The sequence below is a fragment of the Proteus sp. PR00224 genome (assembly GCF_016238105.1).
Lineage (GTDB): Bacteria > Pseudomonadota > Gammaproteobacteria > Enterobacterales > Enterobacteriaceae > Proteus.
In genome coordinates this window covers 252,705-274,526 of sequence record NZ_JAEHQU010000003.1, presented here as the reverse complement: position 1 = coordinate 274,526, position 21,822 = coordinate 252,705, and the positions used below count along the sequence as shown (strand labels likewise).

Sequence of the window (21,822 nt, the reverse complement as noted above, 5' to 3'; positions counted from 1 at the left end):
ACCTCTCTCTATACTTATTGTTACGCAATTGTTAATTCGTATTAATAACAGCGTAAAACTCTATATTTGTATTTATTAAATATAACTCCCTGTTATAAATGGAGATAATAATGATTACTATAAAAAAGACTCACCTGCTGTTACTCACCGCCCTTTTTTCACATTCACTTTATGCTGCCTATGAACCCGCGGTTGAAGCACAACATGGTATGGTTGTCTCTTCTCAACATTTAGCATCACAAGTCGGGAATGATATTTTACAAAAAGGGGGGAATGCGATTGATGCCGCCGTTGCAGTTGGTTATGCGCAAGCTGTCGTAAATGCCTGCTGCGGTAATATTGGTGGCGGTGGTTTTATGACAATACACCTTGCTGATGGCACAAATACCTTTATTAATTTCAGGGAAACCGCGCCTGCCACAGCGTCTAAAAATATGTATTTAGATAAAGAAGGTAACTTAATTAAAGGTGCCAGTTTATATGGCTATCTCGCTTCAGGTGTACCTGGTACGGTAAAAGGGCTTGATGCTGCATTAGAAAAATACGGCACCCTTTCACGCCAAGAAGTGATGGCACCTGCGATTAAACTTGCAAGAGAAGGCTATATTTTAACGCGTGCTGATACCGATGTATTAGAAACAACAACAGAGCGCTTTAAACAAGATCCTGAATCGGCAAAAATTTTCTTAAAACCAGATAGAACACCATGGCAACCTGGTGATCGCTTAATTCAGACTGACTTAGCCAATACGCTTGAGCTTATTGCAGAGCAAGGTGCAGAGGCTTTTTATCAAGGTGAAATTCCTAAAAAAGTAGAAGAAGCCTCAAAACAGCATAAGGGAATGCTAACTAAAGATGATTTCGCAAACTTCACTATCACCGAGACCAAACCTATCACCTGTACTTATCGGGGTTATGAATTTATTTCTGCACCACCACCCAGCTCAGGCGGAGTCACTATCTGCCAAACATTGAATATTTTGGAAGGCTATGATCTTAAATCGATGGGCTTTAATTCAGCTGAATATGTTCATACACTAACGGAAGCAATGCGTCATGCTTATATGGACAGAAACACTTTTCTTGGCGATCCTCAATTTATTAATAATCCAACAGAAAAGTTACTCAGTAAAACTTATGCCACTGAAATTCGCCAACAAATAAAACCCAATAAAGCTACTCCATCAGAAAATGTACAACCTGGTATTGCACCTCATGAAAGCCCTGAAACAACACACTACTCAGTTATAGATAAAAATGGTAACGCAGTTTCAACCACTTATACTATAAATGGTCGTTTCGGTGCCGTTGTTATTGCGCCTGGAACAGGTTTTTTCCTCAATAATGAAATGGATGATTTTACAACCAAAGTTGGCGAGAAAAATCTCTATGGCTTAGTACAAGGTGAACGTAATAGCATTGCCCCATTAAAACGCCCATTATCATCAATGAGCCCAACCATTGTAACGAAAGAAGACAAACCCTTCTTAATATTAGGATCACCGGGAGGCTCACGAATTATCTCAATCACCTTACAAACAGCACTTAATATCATTGAGTTTGGTATGCCACCGCAAGAAGCCGTTAATAGCCCTCGTATTCATCATCAATGGCTACCTGATGAGGTTTATTATGAACAACGAGGGTTATCAAAAGACACGTTAGAAAAACTTTCTACCATGGGATATAAAATGGTAGAACAAACCCCATGGGGAGCTGCTGAATTGATTATGGTTGGACTCCCCGGAGAAGAAGGCGTGATCCCAACTTCATCAGGCAATGATTCTGCTGTTTCTGGAGCAGTGCGTGAAGGTTATATTTATGGATCAAATGATGTGCGCCGCCCTGCTGGTAAAGCTGTGGGTTACTAATATCTAAATTCACTAATTTCAAAAAAATAAAAATGAAGTCTCCCCAGCAGTTGGACAACCAATTACTGGGGGTTTTCATACCCAAATACAATCGATATTTGAAAATCACCTTTGCGAATCAATGCATAGCAGTCGAAACATCTCTAAAACCTTCATCATAACGCCCCTGAATAGGTTAAAACCGCTTTATCCGCTTTAGAGACTCATTTTATCCCTTACAAGGGATATATTGATTTTATCCCTTATAAGGGATATATTGATTTTATCTCCTATAGGGGATATATCATCGGAGGTCAAAATGAAGGTGACAACACCAGCGATGCTGTCTGCTGCAATGCGTGATAAACGCAAGCAAAGTAAACTTACCCAAGCACAAACCGCAAAACAAGTCGGTATCAAGCAAACCACCGTCTCTGATTTTGAGAACAAACCCGAATCAACAAAACTCGAAACGTTATTCAAAATTCTCGCGTCTTTGGATCTGGAGCTTCATGTCGTGAAGCGAGGTTCAACCCTGAATGTGGGTAAAGCTTGGAGTAAGGAGTGGTAAGTAATGAGAACTCAGGTATTGTCTGTTGCAATGAATGGGGATTTGGTTGGTACTCTGTACAAAAATACTGATGGTGGAATGTCATTCCAGTACGCAGAGGGATGGTTAGAAGAGCCTGGTTCACGAGCAATTTCATTATCACTGCCTTTGCAACACGGACGTATCACCGGAAGTGCAGTTTACAACTTTTTTAGTAACCTCCTGCCTGATTCCGAGGCGATTATTGACAGAATACAGGCTCGCTTTCAAGTAAAGACTGACCATCCTTTTGATTTGCTCGCCGCCGTGGGTCGTGAATGTGGGGCTTTAAACCAAACGCTTTAGTGATTTTTAGCTTTATCAATATCTCTTTGTTGTGTTGTTACCACAAAAGAAACCTTCTCTTAATTAGATAAGGTTTTTCTATTATAAAAATGATCTAGTCATGGTTTTACAATTTATTCATATTTACAGCTATTAATAATAATCAAAACTCATATTTAATTTAATCGATAATTAATATCGAATATCAATTTGTTATTAAAATAATAATATCAAATAAAATACAAGAACAAATCACCTTTAATTTAGTTTCAATAATAGAATATATATAAATAGTAGTTATTCTCTTTCGTAATTACAGATAAAAATAATAATCATTTAATTAAATAAATTAAATAACACGAATTGTTTTTATTTCTATGATAGTAATCACAGAATAAATTTTTTAATAACCACACTATCAGAAAGGATAATAAAAATACGTAAAAAAATGATATAACACATTGTAAATACAAATATTTAACATTTTCTTACAACGTGTTTTTTAATCATAAAAAGAGTTGAAATCTATAATCTATCTGCTAACGATACCGTTATTATATTTTTTATATAACGATAAGGCAAGCGGGTAAATAAAGAATTTATCATCACAACTTATTTCTTAATAAAATTAGTTAAGCGGAGATAAATATTAATGTCTGATACACATCATCGTCCAATATTAGATATTGGGCTATCAAGACTAGAGTTTCTGCGAATATCCGGTAAAGGGCTTGCAGGGATCACGATAGCACCCGCATTGCTTTCTCTTTTAGGTTGTAAGCAAGAAGAAATAGACAGCGGAATAATTCAATTAACCACAACACCTAAAGGCGTTTTAGTCACAAATAGAGCGCGTTGCACAGGATGCCACCGCTGCGAAACAGCATGTACAACATGGAATGATGGAAGCGTTGGATCATTCTTCTCACGTACCAAAATCCATCGTCACTTTTATTTTGGTGATAAAGGTATTGGCTCCGGTGGTGGACTTTATGGCGATTTAAACTTTACAACGGATACATGCCGCCAATGTAAAGATCCTGAATGTATGAAGGTCTGCCCAGTCAAAGCTATCCGTTATCAAGAAGAGTTCGGCTGTATTGTCGTTGATACACGTCGTTGTATTGGTTGTGCCGCCTGTACAACAGCTTGTCCGTGGATGATGGCAACCGTCAACCCACAAACTAAAAAATCCGGCAAATGCAATTTATGTGGTGAGTGTGCATCAGCGTGCCCAACAGGTGCTCTGCAAATCATTGAATGGAAAGAAATTACTGTTTAATAAATCCAGACAATCACATCACTGAACCACATTTAGATTAGGAAGCAATATTATGACTAACGGCTGGACTGGAAATATTCTAAGAATCAATTTAACTACCGGTGCCATCACACGTGAAAGCTCAAGCAAGTATAAATTCTTGATTGGTGGTATGGGCTTTGGCTACAAAATCATGTACGAAGAGGTTGCTCCCGGCGTTAAACCTTTTGATGAAGAAAACAAAGTTGTTTTTGCAGTAGGTCCTTTAACTGGATCTGGCGCACCTTGTAGCTCTCGCGTCAATATCACCTCTCTTTCTACCTTTACTCGTGGCAACCTCGTTGTTGACGCTCATATGGGTGGGTTTTTCGCAGCATGGATGAAGTTTGCAGGCTATGACTCTCTGATTATTGAAGGTAAATCAGATAAACCTGTTTGGATCCATATTGATGATGACCAAGTTTCTATTGAAGATGCCTCTTTCTTATGGGGTAAAGGCGTTCGTCAAACCACAGAAGAGCTGTGCGCACAAACTAGCCCTGAAGCCTGTGTTGCCACAATTGGTCCTGCGGGTGAAAACTTAGTCCCGTTATCTGGCATTATTAATAGCCGTAATCACAGTGGTGGTGCGGGTGTTGGTGCAGTGTTAGGCGCAAAAAAATTAAAAGCGATTGTTGTCGAAGGTAGCCGAGGCGTTAACGTTGCAGATCGTAAAGCGTTAAAAGAACTTAACGACTACATGATGACGCAATTAATTGGTTCTAATAATAACCACGTTGTACCAAGCACACCACAATCATGGGCTGAATATTCTCATCCAGGTTCTCGCTGGACTGCACGCAAAGGACTTTTCTGGGGTGCGGCTGAAGGCGGACCTATCGAAACGGGTGAAATTCCTCCTGGTGATATCAATACCGTTGGTTTTAGAACCATGAAATCCACCTTTGACCTTGGTCCTGAAGCTGAAGAATACACGGTCAAAATGGGAGGTTGCCACTCTTGTCCTATTCGTTGTATGGCGCAGCTTAATGTTCCACAAGCGAAAAAATTTGGTGTACCGCAAACTGGGGGTAATACCTGCGTTGCAAACTTTGTTCACACCACCATTTTCCCTAATGGCCCTAAAGATGTTGAGAAAAAAGGGGATGGCAACGTTGTTGGTAATCTTGTTGGTCTGAATATTTTTGATGATATGGGATTATGGTGTAACTACGGTCAACTCCATCGTGACTTCACTTATTGTTATACCCACGGCGTCTTTAAACGTGTGCTTTCTGAAGAAGAATATAACGATATTCCTTGGGATAAACTGGAAGAAGGTAACCCAGAATTTATCAAAGATTTCTATTACCGTTTAGCGCATCGTAAAGGTGAATTTAGCCACCTTGCCGATGGATCTTACCTGATGGCTCAGCGTTGGAATTTAGGTGAAGAGTATTGGGGTAACAAGAAAAATAAACTTTGGTCACCAATGGGCTTCCCAATTCACCACGCCAATGAAGCCTCTGCACAAGTTGGTTCTATCGTTAACTGTATGTTTAACCGCGACGCGATGACACATACCCATATCAACTATATCGGTAGTGGTTTACCGCTGAAATTGCAAAAAGAGATTGCAGGTGAGCTATTTGGCTCTGGTGATGCTTTTGATGAAACCAAAAACTACACACCAATTAATAAAGCAAAAATTGCTTATACCAAATGGACTCTCTTACGTAGTTGCTTACACGATGCCGTCACTTTATGTAACTGGGTATGGCCGATGACGGTTTCCCCTCATAAGAGCCGTAACTATCGTGGTGATCTTGAAATGGAAGCCAAATTCTTCACGGCGATCACAGGTGAACCAACCACATCTAAAGATTTGGATTTAGCCTCAGAGCGTATCTTCACCTTACACCGTGCTTATACCGTTAAATTAATGAACACTATGGATATGCGCAATGAGCATGACCAAATCTGTTCATGGGTATTTGATAAAGATCCTGATATTCCTGTCTTTACTGAAGGTACAGACAAAATGGACAGAGAAGATATGCAGCTTTCTCTCACCATGTTCTATGAAGAAATGGGCTGGGACCCTAAATTAGGTTGCCCAACAAAAGAAACTTTAGTTCGCCTTGGATTACAAGATGTTGCAGATGATTTAGCGTCTCGTGGTTTATTACCAAGTTAATAGGTAAAAGAAGGAGATCATGATGATAGAACAAAGTGCATCGGCTTCTATACCACAAGATATCGCTGATGATGCAGATATTGCTTTAGAGCAACCTGATATTTCTCGTCGCCGTTGGTTACTGCCACTATCAGAAACCGGTGTTGGACGTAGTGCTAACACCTCAACGGATATCGTAGAAGAACCCGTTGCAGAGATAGCAGAATTATCTGCCGAACAACATCTAGCGAATGCGATACGTCAATGTTCAAAAGAAGGTGAACTATTAGCAATTTCAACGCTGTATGATGCGCCCTATTCTCTAACAGAAGAAGATATTGCGCAGTTAGAAACCGCGTTAAAGAGCGACGAGTTTATTGATATCGCCCATTTAAGTCTCTATGGCGAGGATTATTTCTACTCAGATGAATTTATGTCAGATAACTTCGCACAACTGCAATTACTAAACCGCTATGCGGATATTTGTACAGCAATTGCAGGTGTGGTTCGTTTTGAATGTGAAACCTATCCTCGACCATTGAAACAAAGCATGTTGATGTCTGAACCTTTTCAGTACACGGCTTCAGAGATTGAAGATGCACTGACACTGATGAAAACTCACCCTGATTTTCAGGATATTCAGCAAGTTTTAGCGTCCAACGATGCCCCTTATCTCTTTAGCAATACGTTAATGAGTTACGGCAAAGCACGAGGCTTAACTGAATGGATTGAGGTAGAACAACATGAAAATCCTTAACGTTCTGCCTTATCAACGAAATTCGATGTGGGTATTACAACATCATCAGACTGAGGAGCAAAAATAATGCGTGTTTCTCGCCGTAAATTTGTAGCAGGTATGGGATCGGTCATTTTTTTCAGTGCGCCACTAGGAAGTGCGCTTGCAGCAACTGCAGAAAAAAAACCTATCCGCTATGCCATGATCCACGATGAGACGCTCTGTAATGGCTGTAATATCTGTGCCACTGCATGTCGTCGATTAAATAAAGTACCCAATGGAATGGCTCGAATGGATATTGCTCATATTCCATTAAGCCTCAAAGAAGATAACGATAAATACCATTTCTTTAGACACTCTTGCCAGCAATGTGAAGACGCCCCTTGTATCCCAGTTTGTCCTACGGGTGCTTCTTGGCGTGATGAAACCAATGGCATTGTTCGTGTTAATAAAGAGAAATGTATTGGCTGTAGCTATTGTATATCAGCATGCCCATACCAAGTCCGTTATCTTAACCCTGTGACACATGTTGCTGATAAATGTGATTTTTGTCTTGAGTCTCGATTACAAAAAGGTTTCCCACCGATTTGTGTGAGCGCTTGTCCACAAAATGCCTTGTTATTTGGTAGAGAAGACAGCCCTCAAATTCAAGAATGGCTCAAAACACATGATTACTATATCTATCAACTCGATGGCGTAGGAAAACCACATCTCTATCGTCGTGTAGGGCCTCATTCTCAAGAGGAGGGTAAAGTATGAGTGCAGTTAATATCATGCCAAATGCCGAGCAATTTCAAGCCTCACTAAAAGAGTATGTCTTAATCTATACGCCTGACTATTTACCACTTTGGTTAATTGTTGCAGGGGTGCTCTTAGTGGGGATGTTGCTTGTTCTCGCACTGCATGGCTTCTTGCGTTATCGCTTTGCCACACCACACGGTGAGTCTCATAAAGAAGAGAAGCTCTATCTTTACTCTAAAGCAGTGCGTTTGTGGCACTGGAGTAATGCCTCTTTATTTATTCTGTTGCTTCTCAGTGGTGGCATTAACCATTTCGCCCTACTTTCTGCACACGATACGGCATTATTAGTTAGCGTGCATGAAATCTGTGGTTATCTACTATTAGTTTGCTGGTTATCCTTCGTACTGATTAACCTTGTTGGTGGTAATGGCAAGTTTTACCGCATTGATGGCAAAAATTGGTTACAACGCACCTTAATGCAAGTTCGTTTTTACCTCTACGGCATTATCAAAGGCGAAGATCACCCCTTCCCAGCAACACCGAATGTTAAATTTAATCCACTGCAACAAATGGCTTATTTAGGTGTGATGTACGCATTAGTCCCACTCCTTTTGATAACGGGCGTTTTACTGCAAAATCCAGCATTTATTCCTGCTGATGCAGTGATGTTTAAAGCATGGCTATTGATCGCACACCAAGTATTAGCCGTATGTAGTGTCTTTTTTATTCTTGGTCACCTGTATCTGTGTACGACAGGCAGAACCCCGTTCCAAACATTTCGCAGTATGGTTGACGGTTACCACAGACACTAATTGATACATGGATTAAGGAGCTTATATGTCAGTCCCTTCAAAGGAAAATATCACATTAACAAAAGAAGACTTACGACAACTGCATGTTTCAACTTCACTTTATCGTTGGTTTTTACGTTATTTTCCTGATGGAGGCACTTACAGTGCTATCCATAGTGAGTTAATAAAACAGCGCCGTACACAGTGGATAGAGAGTTTTATTCAATATATTTATTTACGTCATTTTAGTGAAGCATCCTTTGCCAAACAGGAACAAGAAGTCATGGAAAACATCTTGTTCCTGCTCGGCAATGAACAACAAGGCGTGTCATTACAACGCCTGCCATATCACAATACTTTGCCAACATCTGAAAATATTCAATTTTCTACCGAATGGCATCAATTGATCTTAAAAAGTCAGCAATTAAGTACCGATCTTGCTTTGTGTGGGAGTAATAATATTGTGGCTTTTTCTGGCGATGAAAACAGCATTGCCAACACAGGTTATAGTAATCAATTGATGAATACGGGTTTTGCAGGAAAAGTATGTAATACGGGTAATCAATGTCGTATTGGCAGCTTAGGTGGACGCTCTCGCATTTGTAATAGCGGCAATGATGTCAAAATTTATGCCTCTGGTAATGGTGTTCATATCGCAAACAGTGGCATGCGTAATTTTATTACTGCCTCGCAAGATCGAGCAAAAGTCACTAACACAGGTGATTTAGCACAAATCAACGTAACCGGACAAAACTCTGTCGCGATTAATACTGGTGATAATTGTAAAGTCACGGTATCTGGCGACGACAGTATTTGTATCTCAACAGGTAATCTACATCAATTCTGCTTAGGAAAAGGCGGTAGTGCAGTTATTGCTTATCATGATGGCAATCGTACTCGTTTTAAAATTTTCTATGAAGGTGAAGATGATATTGTTGCTGGAGTTCATTATTATTTAGATGAAAACCAACAGCCTGTGGCAGAAAAACAGTATTCTACAGATAAAAATTAATGAGCAATCTAAGCTAAACTGTTTGCTCTACTCTTAAATCAAATAGATACTATAATGTCCAAAATAGCTATTTTTTGCTATAATTAGACATTATAGTATCTATTTGAGGCTAACAAATGAAACTCACATTACTTACTGATCTCGATGTTAGTCGAGCCTTTGCCTCTCATTTACGAAAGTTGCGTGAAAAAGAAAAATGGTCACGCGAACAACTTGCCGAGCGTAGTACAGTTCCTGCTTCAACTATCAAAAAGTTTGAATTACAAGGTAAAATTTCACTACGCCAGTTACTGTTACTTTGGCAATGCCTTGATGATTTAAATAATCTTTATGCGGTTGTTGATCCTAAGAAAGTGAATAAACCACGTATGCCAAGGACTATTGAAGAGGTATTACAAGATGAGTTTTAAGCCAATCCAAAAGCTAAATGTGACACGGACGTTATCTACAGGTGACTCTGTTTTAATGGGAACATTGGTACAAAACCATAGTGGTGTATTTTTTCAATATGATGCGCATTACCTAACACAATTTGGTAATAGTTCACCTTTTAATCTACAGAATAATACGGATTTACAAATAGCACCTAAAAAACCTCATGGCAATTTGCAAGGGCTTTTCTCAGATAGTTTACCTGATGGATGGGGACGCTTATTGCAAGATAGAATATTCCGCCAACATGGTATACAACCGCATGAAATTACAACGATGGATAGGTTAGCCTTTGTTGGTAATAAAGGTATGGGAGGATTATCTTATTTACCAGTCTCTGACTATCAAATAGATGAACAGTTTGAAGTTGATTTAATTAATTTAGGTTTAGAAGCACAAGCTGTATTTGATGGTCAAACGGAAATTGTTTTATCTGAACTTGCTATTGTTGGTAGCGCCGGCGGAGCTAGACCTAAAGCGTTGCTTTATTTTAAGCAAGGGGATTTTAATCAATGTAAAACGTATGAAGAAGAAGGTGATGAATCATGGCTGATCAAATTTACGTCTAAGAACTTACCTCTTGGCCACGATGAAGGGCTATGTGAAGCGATCTATCTCATCCTAGCAAAAGAGCTAGAGCTCAATCCCCCACAATGGCAACTTATTGATGTTCCTAAAAACAGTGATGGAAAATCTTGGTTAGCGCTAAAACGCTTTGATCGTGTCACAAATAGCTCAGGTAAATCAGGGCGTTTAATCATGCACAGTGCATGCGGATTATTAGATGCTGATTTTAGGCTACCTTCTTTGGATTACGAAGATTTAATCAAAGTAAACCGCGTACTATGCAAATCAGTTTCAGCCGGACAACTCCAGTTTAGACGAGCTATTTTTAATCTATTCGCTTCTAATCAAGATGATCACAGTAAAAACTGGTCATTTCTACAATATGATGATGGGCACTGGGAGCCGGCACCTTTTTATGATGTGACCTATAATCCCAATCCAAGAAATGAGCATATCACTTCATTTGGCGGGTATGGTAAAAAGCCACCATTAAATACAATAAAGCAGCTTGCTGAAATAGCTGGTTTTGAAAGTTGGCAACAAGCACAAGCGTATATTCATCATACCGTTGATGTTATTGCTCGATTCTCATCACTTGCCAAAGAATATGATGTATCAAAATTAGTACAAACAGATATAGAAAAAACACTGGCTGACCGTTTAAAAGAGAACCAGCACTTACTTTAATTCCAACAAAAAGGGAAACTTTCGTTTCCCTTTTTATGTTTAAATCAATGTACTTTATCGCTTATTTAGTCACTTCAGTCTGGATCACTTTTTTACTCGGTGAGCCTGCAACCTTATCGTAAATACCACACACAACAATTGTCACCAATACAGGAATGAGCCATGCTAATCCCTGCTCACTTAATGGCAATTTAGTTGCCCACTCTGGTAATAAATGTTTCAGATAATCAGAGGCTTTTATTGCATCAAAAATACCGAAAAATAAGCTAACAGCCATCGCTGGCGCGATAATACGGCTTGGATTATTCCACAGACGTAAAGTGAAACTCATCAAAATAATCACAATACAAGGTGGATAAATCATAATCAGCACAGGAATCGAAAACGCAATCAGTTTACTTAATCCTAAGTTTGAAACAACCGCTGAGAATATCGCTAAAATCAACACTAATGTACGGTAAGAGATAGGCAAATAACGGCTAAAAAATTCAGCACATGCACAAGTTAAACCAACTGCCGTCACCATACAGGCTAAGAAAATCAGTAGAGCAAGGAAGAAGCTACCGAAGTCACCAAAAGTGTACTGAACATAGGCGTGTAAAATATCGGCACCATCTTGCGCCCCTGGAATAATGCTCCCACTGCTAGAGCCTAATTTAAACAAGCTTAAGTAAATAGCTGTTAATAATACGCCCGCAATAATACCCGCCCACATAGTGTAACGTGTTAATAATGAAGAGTTATCTATTCCACGAGAGCGGGCAGCATTAACAATCACGATACCAAAAACCATCGCCCCCAAGGTATCCATGGTGAGATAACCATTGATAAACCCTTGAGTGAAAGCCATTTCACGATAAGCATCTGTGGCAGGGATCACGCCACCAGCAGGCCAAAACACCGCAGCCACACCTAATACTGCTAATGCCAGAATTTTAATAGGCGCAAGAATATGACCAACACTATCTAATAACTTACCGGGATAAAGTGAAATACCAATCACAATTAAGAAATAGGCAATGCTATAAATCAGCAATGACATTTCTGTATCACCCACTAAAGGGGCAATACCCACTTTAAAAGAAACCGTTGCAGTACGAGGAGTTGCGAAAAGAGGTCCAACAGCAAGATAGGCAACAATAGCTAATAATAATCCCATTGATTTACCAATAGGTGTGCTTAATGCCTCGATACCACCACCGACTTTTGCTAATGCGACAACCGTTAAAACAGGTAAACCTACCCCTGTGATCAAAAAGCCAATTGCTGCTGTCCAAACAAATTCGCCTGATTGTAACCCCACCATTGGAGGAAAAATAATGTTGCCAGCGCCAACAAAGAGGGCGAATGTCATAAACCCTAATGCCAGAATATCTCTGGAAGTTAATCTATGTGCCATAAGTTTTGTTAATATATAGTTACAATAATGGTTAAATTACGCCAATATAGCGCAACATAAAATCAACAATATCTATTTAGGCTCATACCATCATTATTCAGGATAATATCCATATATAATCATTTCATGTAGAGCAATTAGGTGCTAAATAGAAAAAATTGCCGATAACTGGTCACAAGTAAAACTTTTATAATGAAAAAAGGCAATAGCCAATCTAAAAACCAGAAGAATCATCTAAACTATTTTTCAGAGCTAGTTATAACTGTCATATATCATCGAATATGCATGATATGATTTGTGCATTTTATCACCAATAATGTTGAATATTAGCGTCATTTAAAGTTACCATTAATTAATAATATTAAAATTTAACGCTACGATATTAGTTTTTATTGATATTAAAAAGATTAAAAAAGGACAAAAAAACCTTTATCACTGATTGAATAGAAGTGATAAAGGCTTTAAAAAAGACATTCTGCTAGTGTGTTTTTTTAGCAGTAAGCAATGTTTGAGGAAGGATAAAAGAGAACGTACTCCCAACACCTACTTTACTTTCAATATTCAATTGAGAGTGATGATGAAGCAACGATTTTTTCACAATCGCCAAACCTAAACCAGTACCGCCAGAATGACGAGAGCGAGCTTTATCTACGCGATAAAAACGCTCTGTTAAACGTGTTAAGTGTTCAGCGCTGATCCCCGCCCCATTATCTGAAACACTAAATAACATACCTTGGGGTATTTTCTTCCAACTCACTTTGATTGTTGTGCCCTCTTCAGTGTGATTAATGGCGTTATACACTAAATTAGAAACAGCACTACGCAGTTGCTCTTCATTACCACGAACAGCCCACTCTTCATCAACATCAAAAACAATCTGATGTTGACCTTGGCTTAGTGAGTTCGCTTCTTGTTGTAATAAAGCCAAAATGGCAGGAATATCAACAATTTTGTTTAAATCAATATGAGGAGCGGATTCGATACGAGAAAGCTGTAAGAGTTGCTGAACAAGCGTATCCATACGTTTAGCCTGCTCTTGCATCGTAACGATAGCCTTATGCTCTGCGGGTTTTGCTACACTATTTTCTTCCATCATCTCAAGATAACCTTGAATAACGGTTAGTGGTGTTCTTAGCTCATGACTGACATTAGCAAAAAAATCACGTCGTGAGTTTTCTAGTTTATTTTTTTCTGTTACATCGCGCGCCACCATCAAGCGTTGATCTTCGCTATATGGCATCACACGAAACTCAACAATAGAGCCATTATTTAGTGAAATAGTTAAGGGGCGACTAAAATCACCTGCGGTAAAATAGTGCAAAAAATCAGGATAACGTAATAAGTTAAAAATATTTTGCCCATTATCATCAGGCCAACGAAAGCCTAATAGATGTTGAGCTAGACTATTACACCAAAAAATATTCCCTTCATTTGTCATCATCACAACAGCATCGGGTAAACTTTCAGCCCCACTTCTAAAACGTTTAATTAAGTCGCCTAATTCTCTGCGTCGTTTACGATTACGTTGTTGGGTCTGTCGAATACCATAAAAAATAGGCTCCCATCCCCCTCTCCCTTCCGGAGGCAATACAGAGCGATCTAACCATAACCATTTAGATAATTTCAGCAAATTATAGGCATGCCACACAAGGGCACTGAGAAGCGATGCCACCAGCAACCAAGGAAGATGCCCAATAAAAAGCGATAATATAAAGGCAGGCAAGCAAAATAGACATAGCCCCCAAACGAGGGCTTTCCACGATAGTCGTTCTAACACCTGACGATTACTCCCATATTGACTTAGAAACGGGCAGAAAAACGATATCCCGTTCCACGTACTGTCTGTATCATTCTGTCATGGCCATCTTCTTCAATAGCCTTACGTAAACGACGAATATGCACATCAACAGTACGGTCTTCGACATAAACATTGGTTCCCCAAACGTAGTTTAGCAGCTGTTCTCTGCTATATACGCGTTCAGGATGTGTCATAAAAAAGTGTAGGAGTTTAAATTCGGTGGGGCCCATATCAATCGGCTTATCTTGACTTGTCACTCGATGAGAAACAGGATCAAGACCGAGTCCATTGAATTCAATAACATCTTCCGCTGACATCGGCGATAAACGCCGTAAAATCGCCTTCACTCGGGCAACAAGCTCTTTAGGTGAAAACGGTTTGATAACATAATCATCAGCACCCGTCTCTAGGCCTTGGACTTTATCTTCTTCTTCCCCTTTTGCCGTTAGCATAATAATGGGAATATCACGGGTATTACTTTCCCGCTTCATCTGTTTTATTACCTGCAAGCCTGATCCACCAGGGATCATCCAATCTAATAAAACCAGATCAGGGTAAGGGTCGATAAGAAAACTCAATGCAGAATCATAGTCTTCTGCTTCAATAGGTTGAAAACCATTTTGTTCCAAAACAAAACAGATCATCTCTCGAATTGCGGTCTCATCTTCAACAACAAGAATACGCCTTGCCATACTCTATCCTGTGTAATGTATATAGAGGGTCAAAATGATTATGATGCACTTTTATGACAGATTTATGACTAGCCTTAACATTACTGAAATAGATCCCCGTTGTTAAGGTAAATAAATCATTTTTTGGTGAAATATCACTCAAAAAAGGGAGTTATTGTTGAGTTTTCACTAAAAAAGCAAGGTGCGCTATACTCTTCACCAGATAAAAAAGAGGGATAGCAATGCGGATTATTCACACATCAGACTGGCATTTAGGGCAATATTTTTTTACTAAGACTCGAGCTAAAGAACACCAACAGTTTCTTGATTGGTTATTAGCACAAATTAAACATTACCAAGTCGATGCTCTAATTGTTGCGGGTGATATTTTTGATACTGGCTCCCCTCCAAGCTACGCCCGAGAGCTTTATAACCGTTTTGTTGTTGCTATTAGAGATACACAATGTCAGCTCGTTATTCTAGGTGGTAATCACGATTCGGTGGCAACACTAAATGAATCAAAATCACTGTTGGCGTGTTTAAATACGACCGTTATTGCCAATGTTCATGCTGAAACACCACAAGCTCCGTTAATTCTTCCTCAAAAAGATAACACTCCAGGAGCATTACTTTGTGCAATCCCTTATCTACGCCCTAGAGACATGATCAGCAGTAAAAGTGGGCAATCAGGTGCTGAAAAACAAACAGCCTTAAAAGAAGCGATTGCTGAATATTATCAAGCTCAATATCAAGCAGCTCTCGAATTACGTCAGCAATTAAATGTCGATATTCCCATTATTGCAACGGGTCACCTCACCACAATTGGAGCGAGTGTGACCGATTCCGTCCGTGAAATTTATATCGGCACCTTAGAAGCCTTTTCAGCAACCCTATTTCCTGAATTTGACTATATTGCTCTTGGTCATATTCATCGCCCTCAAGTGGTGAATAAATCAGGTCATATTCGTTATAGTGGCTCTCCTATTCCGTTAAGTTTTGATGAATGCGGACAACAGAAAAGTGTCTGTCTTATCGACTTTGAGCAAGAAAAATTAACTAACCTCACACTATTACCTATTCCTGAATTTCAGTTACTACGCACTATCAGTGGTTCATTAAAAGAGATAGCGATACAACTTGAGGATTTAAAAAAACAATACGGTGAAATAGATACCACTATTTGGTTGGATATCGAAGTTTCAACACAAGATTATCTCAGTGATATACAAACCCGTATTCAAGAGCTAACTAACGATCCGCTTTTTGATGTGATCTTATTAAGAAGAGCGAGAAAACAACGCCAAGCGTTCACTCAAAATGAGAACGAAACACTGACCGAATTAACCGTTTATGATGTTTTTGAAAGACGTTTAGAACAGCATGAGTTTGATTCAGAAGAAACTAAAACTCGTTTAACAACATTATTTAAACAAGCAGTTGAAATGGCAGAGAAAGAGGATAACGAAGCATAATGAAAATCTTAAGTCTGCGATTTAAAAATATTAACTCCTTAAAAGGCGAGTGGAAGATTAACTTTAACCAAGAGCCTTTTATCAGCAATGGATTATTTGCCATTACAGGCCCCACGGGTGCAGGAAAAACCACGCTGTTAGATGCGATTAGTTTGGCGCTTTATCATAGAACTCCACGATTAGATAAAGTCACGCAATCACAAAATGAATTAATGACACGTCATACCGCAGAGTGTTTGACCGAAGTCGAATTTGAAGTCAAAGGTGTGGCTTATCGAGCATTTTGGGAACAACGCCGAGCTAATTATAAAGAAGATGGCAATCTTCAAGCGCCACAGGCTGAACTTGTTAAAATAAATACAACAGGAGGCGAAGACAAAATATTAGCAAGCAAAATAAGCCAAGTGAAAGAGATGATCATTAATATTACGGGCCTTGATTTTGATCGTTTCACTAAATCTATGTTGCTTTCTCAAGGACAATTTGCGGCTTTTTTAAATGCAGATGATAAATCTCGTGCTGAATTACTTGAAGAACTCACTGGCACAGATATTTATCGCCATATCTCCCAATCTATCTTTAAACATTGGCGTGAAGAAGAACAAGCATTAAAAACACTAAAACAGCAAGCCGAAATGATGGCGTTATTAGATGAAAATGCTCGCCAAGCATTATTAACTGAACAAACCGATCTTTTTGCCAAAGAGAGCCGATTACAAAAAGAACAGCAGGAATATCAAGCAGCAAAACAGTGGCAAGAAAAAGAAACTGAACTTAATAAAAACAAAGTATTAGCACAAACCGAAGTTAACTTAGCACAAGAAGCGTTAATTGCTGCCAAACCCGATATTCAACGTCTTGAAAATAGCGAACCAGCAGAAAAAATCCGCCCAATTTATGATGAAAAGGATCGTCTATTAAAAGAACAAACCTATATTGAGTCACAACTCTCAACACTAACAGCAGAAAAACAGCTTATTGAACAACAGAGCCAACCTATTAATCAGCATTTAATCGAGGCTCGTAACACATTTAAACAGCACGATGAAAAAAAACAGCAAATATTGCAGCTTATACGTGAAAAAGTAGCACCATTAGATAATCAGTTAATCTTGCTACAACAAGATATTTCAGTAAAAACACAGCAAAAAAATACGCTAGAAAAAACGCAATCAGAATATCTGGAAAAAATACAGTTAACAGAAGCCAAATTAGCTGGCTCACAAAAACAATTTAATGAATTAGACGAATATTTAAATCAGCATATAGCTCATGCTCAACTGGCTGAAAATTTACCGTTATGGCAACGTTATTTTGAGCAATATGATGAAATTACAGAGAAATATCTAATTAGCCAGAAAAGTGAAAAAGCAGAACAAGAAAAAGAATGCTTACTTAAACTCAAATTAGAAAAAGCGACCAAAGCGCTAGAAGTGCAACAGTACAATCTTAACTTACAGCAACAACAATTAAGCGAATTACAAACACAACTTGAGCAACAAAATAAAGCTGATGCTATTGCGGATATCCCTTATCGTTTGCAACAAATTTCACAACAACGAAATGCACTCGCTAAACTAATGGGATTACAAACCCAATTACAACGCAATATCAAAACTGAATATCAATACCAAAAAAGCTATTCAGAAAATCAGCAAAAAATAGCAATGCTGACTGAAAGCATCCATAAAAATGACATTGCTTTAAAAGAGAAAGAACAACATCTTAAAGACTTAAACGATAATTATCTGCTAATACGAAAGTTAGCAGAATATGAAGAAGAGAGACAACGTTTAGTTAAAGATACCCCATGTCCTGTTTGTGGTTCGACCGAGCATCCTTATGTTGAAAAATATAAAGAAATTCAAACTGATGAAACAAAATTACGGTTAGATACCTTAACAAAGCAAGTACATGCATTAACTATAGAGTTAGTGGAACAAAAAACACAGTGTGCTGGCTATCAAGCTCAAAACGAAAAGCTTAATGAAGATCTTGAGCAACTCACCCAAGATATAGCGACATTAAAACAACAATGGCGAACCTTAGCACAAACGCACACAATACCTGATGTTGATTGCGAAGAAGATGCTTTGGCTAAATTGGATGCAGAGCTTGAGAAAAAAGATAATTTACTCACACAAAAACAATCCAGATATAAAGCGTTAGAAACCAAAATTCAGCAAGAATACAAACTGCTATCTGATACCAAAGAGCAATTTAATCAACAACAGCAAGCGATCCTTCATCAGCAAAATGAATTTGCGCAACAACAAAAAGAAGTCATCAATAAACAACAACAAACAACGCAATATCTTCAACAACAAACCCAGTTAACTCAGGAGCTTCAATCTCTTGTCAAACAGCAAGGTTATGAATTACAGGAATGTGAAGATAAAATTCAATGGCTTATTGCGCGTAAAAAAGAGAGCCAACAATATCAATCAACCTTAAAAACACATCACGAATTACAACAAACAATCCGCGAATTGTTATCAACACTGCAAGAAAGAAAACGCTATTTATCTGAAATTCAAAAAGAACTTGATGCTGTTTTAATCCATTTACAACAACTACATCAGCAACAAGAACAGCTCAAAGCACAACGCCAAGCGTTATTCGGGACACAAACCACCGAAGATGCGCGTAATGAATTAGATAAACAGAGTCAATTGTTACAAAAACAAATTGAGCAATATAGCGAAGAAAAAAACCGACTCGAAATCCGTTTAAATCAGCTTATTGGTCAATATCAGGAAAATGAAAAATCACTACAACGGTTACAAACGCGTTCACAAAACATTATTGAACAATATCAACATGCGTTAAAAAACAGTCCGTTTGCTGATGAAAATGCATTTTTAGCCTCTCTGTTATCAGTCGAAGAAAGAAACTGTTTACAAGAACAGCAAAAACAACGACTTGATAGATTATTGCAAGAAAAAACTCGCTTAGACACTCAAGAAAAGGCATATCAGCAGCACTTGTTACAACAACCGTTGTTATCGACTGAGCAAAATATTGAACAAATCACTACACATTTATTAGCACTAGAAACACAGCTGGCTCATATACAAGAAACCAAATTTCGCATTCAAGAGCAGCTGCGTACTGATGAAGAAAAACGCAAAGAACAACAAGCCTTACTCGACAAAATAACGAAACAGCAATCTCACTTTGATGATTGGAGTTACTTAAACGAATTGGTGGGATCTGCATCAGGAGATAAGTTCAGCCGTTTTGCTCAAGGCTTAACGCTTGATCATCTAATTTATTTGGCTAATCGTCGTTTAGAAAAGCTTCATGGTCGTTATTTCTTGCAACGTAAAACACCGGCAAGCCTTGAATTACAAATTGCCGATACATGGCAAGCTGATGCGCTACGGGATACTCGCACGCTCTCTGGTGGCGAAAGTTTTTTAGTCAGCTTATCGCTCGCCTTAGCGCTTTCAGATTTGGTCAGTAACAAAACTCAAATCGAATCACTATTTCTAGATGAAGGCTTTGGCACATTAGATCCTGATACCTTAGATATTGCATTAGACGCTCTTGATAGCCTTAACGCATCTGGAAAAATTATTGGCGTAATTAGTCACGTAGAAGCCATGAAAGAGCGTATTCCAGTGCAAATTAAAGTGAAGAAAGCGGGAGGATTAGGTATTAGCCAGCTTGCTCCTGAGTTTAGATATGTAGATAAATAGAATCTAAATCAAGTCGTTAAAAACTAGGTCGAATATTTTGACGTAACTGATTAAATTTTTTATATATCAATAAATCACTACTAAGCCCTATAGTATGTCCATAGATTAGCTCAAGCTAAGACACGCTTTAAGCGCTTAAATTTATCAAGGAGACAATCATGTCTAACGCATTTACTGATTTAATGAAAAAACGTAGAACAATTTATCATTTAGGTAATCAACTTCCAATTAGCGAAGACAGAGTCACTGAAGTTATCAAAGAAGCGGTTAAAGAGAGCCCAACTGCATTTAACTCACAAACATCTCGTGTTGTTGTTCTGTTTGGTGAACAACATCAAAAACTGTGGGATATCGTTAAAAATACCCTGAAAAAATTAGTACCCGCAGAAGCATTTAGTGCAACAGAAGCGAAAATTAATAGCTTTGCAGCAGGCGCAGGTTCAATTCTTTATTTTGAAGACACTGATATCGTAAAAGGTCTTCAAGAACAATTCCCACTGTATGCGGATAACTTCCCTGTATGGTCAGAACAAGCAAGTGGTATGGCGCAACTCTCTGTTTGGACTGCATTAGCAGCAGAGAATGTAGGTGCTTCATTACAACACTACAACCCAATTATTGATGACGAAGTTCATGCAACTTGGGATCTGCCAAAAACATGGAAACTAAGAGCTCAAATGGTCTTTGGTTCAATTGAACAAGAGGCTGGTGAAAAGAATTATATGGAAGATGATGCACGCTTTAAAATCTTCAAATAAGTGTTAGAACAGACATCTGACAAAAGACCCTAGCAATAAGTAATACCCTCTTTTTTTTACTTTCATTCCTTGCCCACAGCCACTGTGGGCTTTTTTTTACCCATATACAACATAAAAGAAAGGTGGCATTAGGCCACCTTTCTTTTATGTTTTAATCAGTTTTAGATCAGTCTTTCGCTGTTTCTTCTGAGCATCATAGAAATTCTCATGAGAACCTATATGCAATAAATACAGTTCAAGCTTGTTTGCAACCCATGAGTAACCTAACAATACCGTTAAATCATTAAGCCTAAATTTATGTACTCTAAGATGAGTAAGATCGCCTTTTTTCTGTTCACCAATCAATGGATTATCAATTATTTGATCAATTTCATCTTCAATAATTTTCACATCTGATTCAGGCAACTTTTTCATTGCCTTTTCAAATCGTACAGACTGATAGACATCAATCTCTTTTTGTAGTTCGGACATATCGAGAAACCTTTTTGTTTTCGACTTCCGCCTGTGCCAGTAACAATTCTTGGATAAAGCTATATGGCAGATCAGGGTTATCTTCAGCTATACGCCCTATTTTAGCCCAGTGTTCAATTTGTTTAGGAACACTTCTGCTTTTCGCTTCCGCATGAATTTTAGCATCAGAGACAAAGTCTTCATCTAATCTTACGGAAATAGCCATGATTTACACTCCTAATACCTATCGGGTGTTACAACTTTATAGAATTAAAACGCTATAAATTTTTATGTTAATAACTCACGACAAAAAATGAAATCTTTTGTCGCTAAACGCAACAATACACCACAGATGATATGTTGTAAAGATTCCAACTTTGTTGCTTATGCCTTCATGCTCACTAAAAAAATACTTATTCTCCAATAAAAAGCATAAAAAAGAGCAAAGTGCGTAATGAATACAAAGG

19 protein-coding genes are annotated in these 21,822 nt (G+C 38.4%); 14 read left to right on the top strand and 5 right to left on the bottom strand.

Annotated features, from left to right (window positions below):
* The first annotated feature begins 110 nt into the window (after positions 1–110).
* The 11 genes from ggt (at position 111) to JEP71_RS07145 (ending at position 11,106) form a co-directional block, all read left to right on the top strand.
* Positions 111–1,871: a gamma-glutamyltransferase gene (gene ggt / locus JEP71_RS07195; RefSeq protein ID WP_198625995.1), complete on the top strand. Its 1,761-nt coding sequence runs from the start codon at positions 111–113 to the stop codon at positions 1,869–1,871.
* Between the two features lie 298 nt (positions 1,872–2,169).
* Positions 2,170–2,421 carry a helix-turn-helix domain-containing protein gene (locus tag JEP71_RS07190; RefSeq protein WP_198625993.1) on the top strand — a complete coding sequence of 84 codons (252 nt, stop codon included), beginning with the start codon at positions 2,170–2,172 and terminating at the stop codon, positions 2,419–2,421.
* 3 nt (positions 2,422–2,424) lie between these two features.
* The gene (locus tag JEP71_RS07185) at positions 2,425–2,745 is read left to right on the top strand and encodes a HipA N-terminal domain-containing protein (protein ID WP_198619339.1); all 321 of its coding nucleotides are present in this window, start codon (positions 2,425–2,427) and stop codon (positions 2,743–2,745) included.
* A 631-nt stretch (positions 2,746–3,376) separates the two neighbouring features.
* The gene (locus JEP71_RS07180; RefSeq protein WP_006535141.1) at positions 3,377–4,006 is read left to right on the top strand and encodes a ferredoxin-like protein; all 630 of its coding nucleotides are present in this window, start codon (positions 3,377–3,379) and stop codon (positions 4,004–4,006) included.
* A gap of 52 nt (positions 4,007–4,058) precedes the next feature.
* Positions 4,059–6,161, top strand: a complete 2,103-nt coding sequence (locus JEP71_RS07175; RefSeq protein ID WP_198625991.1) for an aldehyde ferredoxin oxidoreductase — start codon at positions 4,059–4,061, stop codon at positions 6,159–6,161.
* A gap of 22 nt (positions 6,162–6,183) precedes the next feature.
* The gene (locus tag JEP71_RS07170; protein WP_232797550.1) at positions 6,184–6,897 is read left to right on the top strand and encodes a YdhW family putative oxidoreductase system protein; all 714 of its coding nucleotides are present in this window, start codon (positions 6,184–6,186) and stop codon (positions 6,895–6,897) included.
* A gap of 66 nt (positions 6,898–6,963) precedes the next feature.
* Positions 6,964–7,635, top strand: a complete 672-nt coding sequence (locus JEP71_RS07165; protein WP_109371766.1) for a 4Fe-4S dicluster domain-containing protein — start codon at positions 6,964–6,966, stop codon at positions 7,633–7,635.
* Positions 7,632–8,429 carry a thiosulfate reductase cytochrome B subunit gene (phsC, locus tag JEP71_RS07160; RefSeq protein ID WP_109371768.1) on the top strand — a complete coding sequence of 266 codons (798 nt, stop codon included), beginning with the start codon at positions 7,632–7,634 and terminating at the stop codon, positions 8,427–8,429. Before JEP71_RS07165 ends, phsC begins: the two co-directional genes overlap by 4 nt.
* A gap of 25 nt (positions 8,430–8,454) precedes the next feature.
* A complete protein-coding gene (ydhT, locus tag JEP71_RS07155; protein ID WP_198625988.1) occupies positions 8,455–9,420 on the top strand; it encodes a protein YdhT in 966 nt (321 codons plus the stop codon).
* 116 nt (positions 9,421–9,536) lie between these two features.
* Positions 9,537–9,830, top strand: coding sequence for a helix-turn-helix domain-containing protein (locus tag JEP71_RS07150; RefSeq protein ID WP_198619335.1), 294 nt, complete (start codon positions 9,537–9,539; stop codon positions 9,828–9,830).
* Complete coding sequence (locus JEP71_RS07145; RefSeq protein WP_198625987.1) at positions 9,820–11,106, top strand: type II toxin-antitoxin system HipA family toxin; 1,287 nt, start codon at positions 9,820–9,822, stop codon at positions 11,104–11,106. The genes JEP71_RS07150 and JEP71_RS07145 overlap by 11 nt, the downstream gene beginning before the upstream one ends.
* A gap of 61 nt (positions 11,107–11,167) precedes the next feature.
* On the opposite strand, the gene brnQ is transcribed toward JEP71_RS07145, so the two are convergent.
* From brnQ to phoB, 3 genes are all read right to left on the bottom strand, one after another.
* Positions 11,168–12,505: a branched-chain amino acid transport system II carrier protein gene (gene brnQ / locus JEP71_RS07140; protein ID WP_198619333.1), complete on the bottom strand. Its 1,338-nt coding sequence runs from the start codon at positions 12,503–12,505 to the stop codon at positions 11,168–11,170.
* A 478-nt stretch (positions 12,506–12,983) separates the two neighbouring features.
* A complete protein-coding gene (gene phoR / locus JEP71_RS07135; protein ID WP_109371774.1) occupies positions 12,984–14,282 on the bottom strand; it encodes a phosphate regulon sensor histidine kinase PhoR in 1,299 nt (432 codons plus the stop codon).
* Between the two features lie 23 nt (positions 14,283–14,305).
* Positions 14,306–14,995 carry a phosphate regulon transcriptional regulator PhoB gene (phoB, locus tag JEP71_RS07130; RefSeq protein WP_075673984.1) on the bottom strand — a complete coding sequence of 230 codons (690 nt, stop codon included), beginning with the start codon at positions 14,993–14,995 and terminating at the stop codon, positions 14,306–14,308.
* 221 nt (positions 14,996–15,216) lie between these two features.
* Here phoB and sbcD point away from each other — a divergent pair, with 221 nt between their 5' ends.
* The 3 genes from sbcD to JEP71_RS07115 all read left to right on the top strand — a co-directional run bounded on the left by sbcD (position 15,217) and on the right by JEP71_RS07115 (position 20,905).
* Positions 15,217–16,446: an exonuclease subunit SbcD gene (gene sbcD / locus JEP71_RS07125; RefSeq protein ID WP_196532321.1), complete on the top strand. Its 1,230-nt coding sequence runs from the start codon at positions 15,217–15,219 to the stop codon at positions 16,444–16,446.
* Complete coding sequence (locus JEP71_RS07120; RefSeq protein WP_198625985.1) at positions 16,446–20,147, top strand: AAA family ATPase; 3,702 nt, start codon at positions 16,446–16,448, stop codon at positions 20,145–20,147. Before sbcD ends, JEP71_RS07120 begins: the two co-directional genes overlap by 1 nt.
* A gap of 158 nt (positions 20,148–20,305) precedes the next feature.
* Positions 20,306–20,905 carry a nitroreductase family protein gene (locus tag JEP71_RS07115; protein WP_109371780.1) on the top strand — a complete coding sequence of 200 codons (600 nt, stop codon included), beginning with the start codon at positions 20,306–20,308 and terminating at the stop codon, positions 20,903–20,905.
* A 144-nt stretch (positions 20,906–21,049) separates the two neighbouring features.
* Here JEP71_RS07115 and JEP71_RS07110 read toward each other — a convergent pair whose 3' ends face one another.
* Positions 21,050–21,376 carry a type II toxin-antitoxin system RelE/ParE family toxin gene (locus JEP71_RS07110; protein WP_198625983.1) on the bottom strand — a complete coding sequence of 109 codons (327 nt, stop codon included), beginning with the start codon at positions 21,374–21,376 and terminating at the stop codon, positions 21,050–21,052.
* Complete coding sequence (locus JEP71_RS07105; RefSeq protein WP_198625981.1) at positions 21,351–21,581, bottom strand: ParD-like family protein; 231 nt, start codon at positions 21,579–21,581, stop codon at positions 21,351–21,353. Before JEP71_RS07105 ends, JEP71_RS07110 begins: the two co-directional genes overlap by 26 nt.
* Positions 21,582–21,822 lie beyond the last annotated feature (241 nt).

What these genes read in the sequence shown, in the direction of transcription:
- ggt (WP_198625995.1), top strand. Translation starts at nt 111, where the DNA reads ATGATTACTATAAAAAAGACTCACCTGCTGTTACTCACCGCCCTTTTT.
- JEP71_RS07190 (WP_198625993.1), top strand. Translation starts at nt 2,170, where the DNA reads ATGAAGGTGACAACACCAGCGATGCTGTCTGCTGCAATGCGTGATAAA.
- JEP71_RS07185 (WP_198619339.1), top strand. Translation starts at nt 2,425, where the DNA reads ATGAGAACTCAGGTATTGTCTGTTGCAATGAATGGGGATTTGGTTGGT.
- JEP71_RS07180 (WP_006535141.1), top strand. Translation starts at nt 3,377, where the DNA reads ATGTCTGATACACATCATCGTCCAATATTAGATATTGGGCTATCAAGA.
- JEP71_RS07175 (WP_198625991.1), top strand. Translation starts at nt 4,059, where the DNA reads ATGACTAACGGCTGGACTGGAAATATTCTAAGAATCAATTTAACTACC.
- JEP71_RS07170 (WP_232797550.1), top strand. Translation starts at nt 6,184, where the DNA reads ATGATAGAACAAAGTGCATCGGCTTCTATACCACAAGATATCGCTGAT.
- JEP71_RS07165 (WP_109371766.1), top strand. Translation starts at nt 6,964, where the DNA reads ATGCGTGTTTCTCGCCGTAAATTTGTAGCAGGTATGGGATCGGTCATT.
- phsC (WP_109371768.1), top strand. Translation starts at nt 7,632, where the DNA reads ATGAGTGCAGTTAATATCATGCCAAATGCCGAGCAATTTCAAGCCTCA.
- ydhT (WP_198625988.1), top strand. Translation starts at nt 8,455, where the DNA reads ATGTCAGTCCCTTCAAAGGAAAATATCACATTAACAAAAGAAGACTTA.
- JEP71_RS07150 (WP_198619335.1), top strand. Translation starts at nt 9,537, where the DNA reads ATGAAACTCACATTACTTACTGATCTCGATGTTAGTCGAGCCTTTGCC.
- JEP71_RS07145 (WP_198625987.1), top strand. Translation starts at nt 9,820, where the DNA reads ATGAGTTTTAAGCCAATCCAAAAGCTAAATGTGACACGGACGTTATCT.
- brnQ (WP_198619333.1), bottom strand. Translation starts at nt 12,505, where the DNA reads ATGGCACATAGATTAACTTCCAGAGATATTCTGGCATTAGGGTTTATG.
- phoB (WP_075673984.1), bottom strand. Translation starts at nt 14,995, where the DNA reads ATGGCAAGGCGTATTCTTGTTGTTGAAGATGAGACCGCAATTCGAGAG.
- sbcD (WP_196532321.1), top strand. Translation starts at nt 15,217, where the DNA reads ATGCGGATTATTCACACATCAGACTGGCATTTAGGGCAATATTTTTTT.
- JEP71_RS07120 (WP_198625985.1), top strand. Translation starts at nt 16,446, where the DNA reads ATGAAAATCTTAAGTCTGCGATTTAAAAATATTAACTCCTTAAAAGGC.
- JEP71_RS07115 (WP_109371780.1), top strand. Translation starts at nt 20,306, where the DNA reads ATGTCTAACGCATTTACTGATTTAATGAAAAAACGTAGAACAATTTAT.
- JEP71_RS07110 (WP_198625983.1), bottom strand. Translation starts at nt 21,376, where the DNA reads ATGTCCGAACTACAAAAAGAGATTGATGTCTATCAGTCTGTACGATTT.
- JEP71_RS07105 (WP_198625981.1), bottom strand. Translation starts at nt 21,581, where the DNA reads ATGGCTATTTCCGTAAGATTAGATGAAGACTTTGTCTCTGATGCTAAA.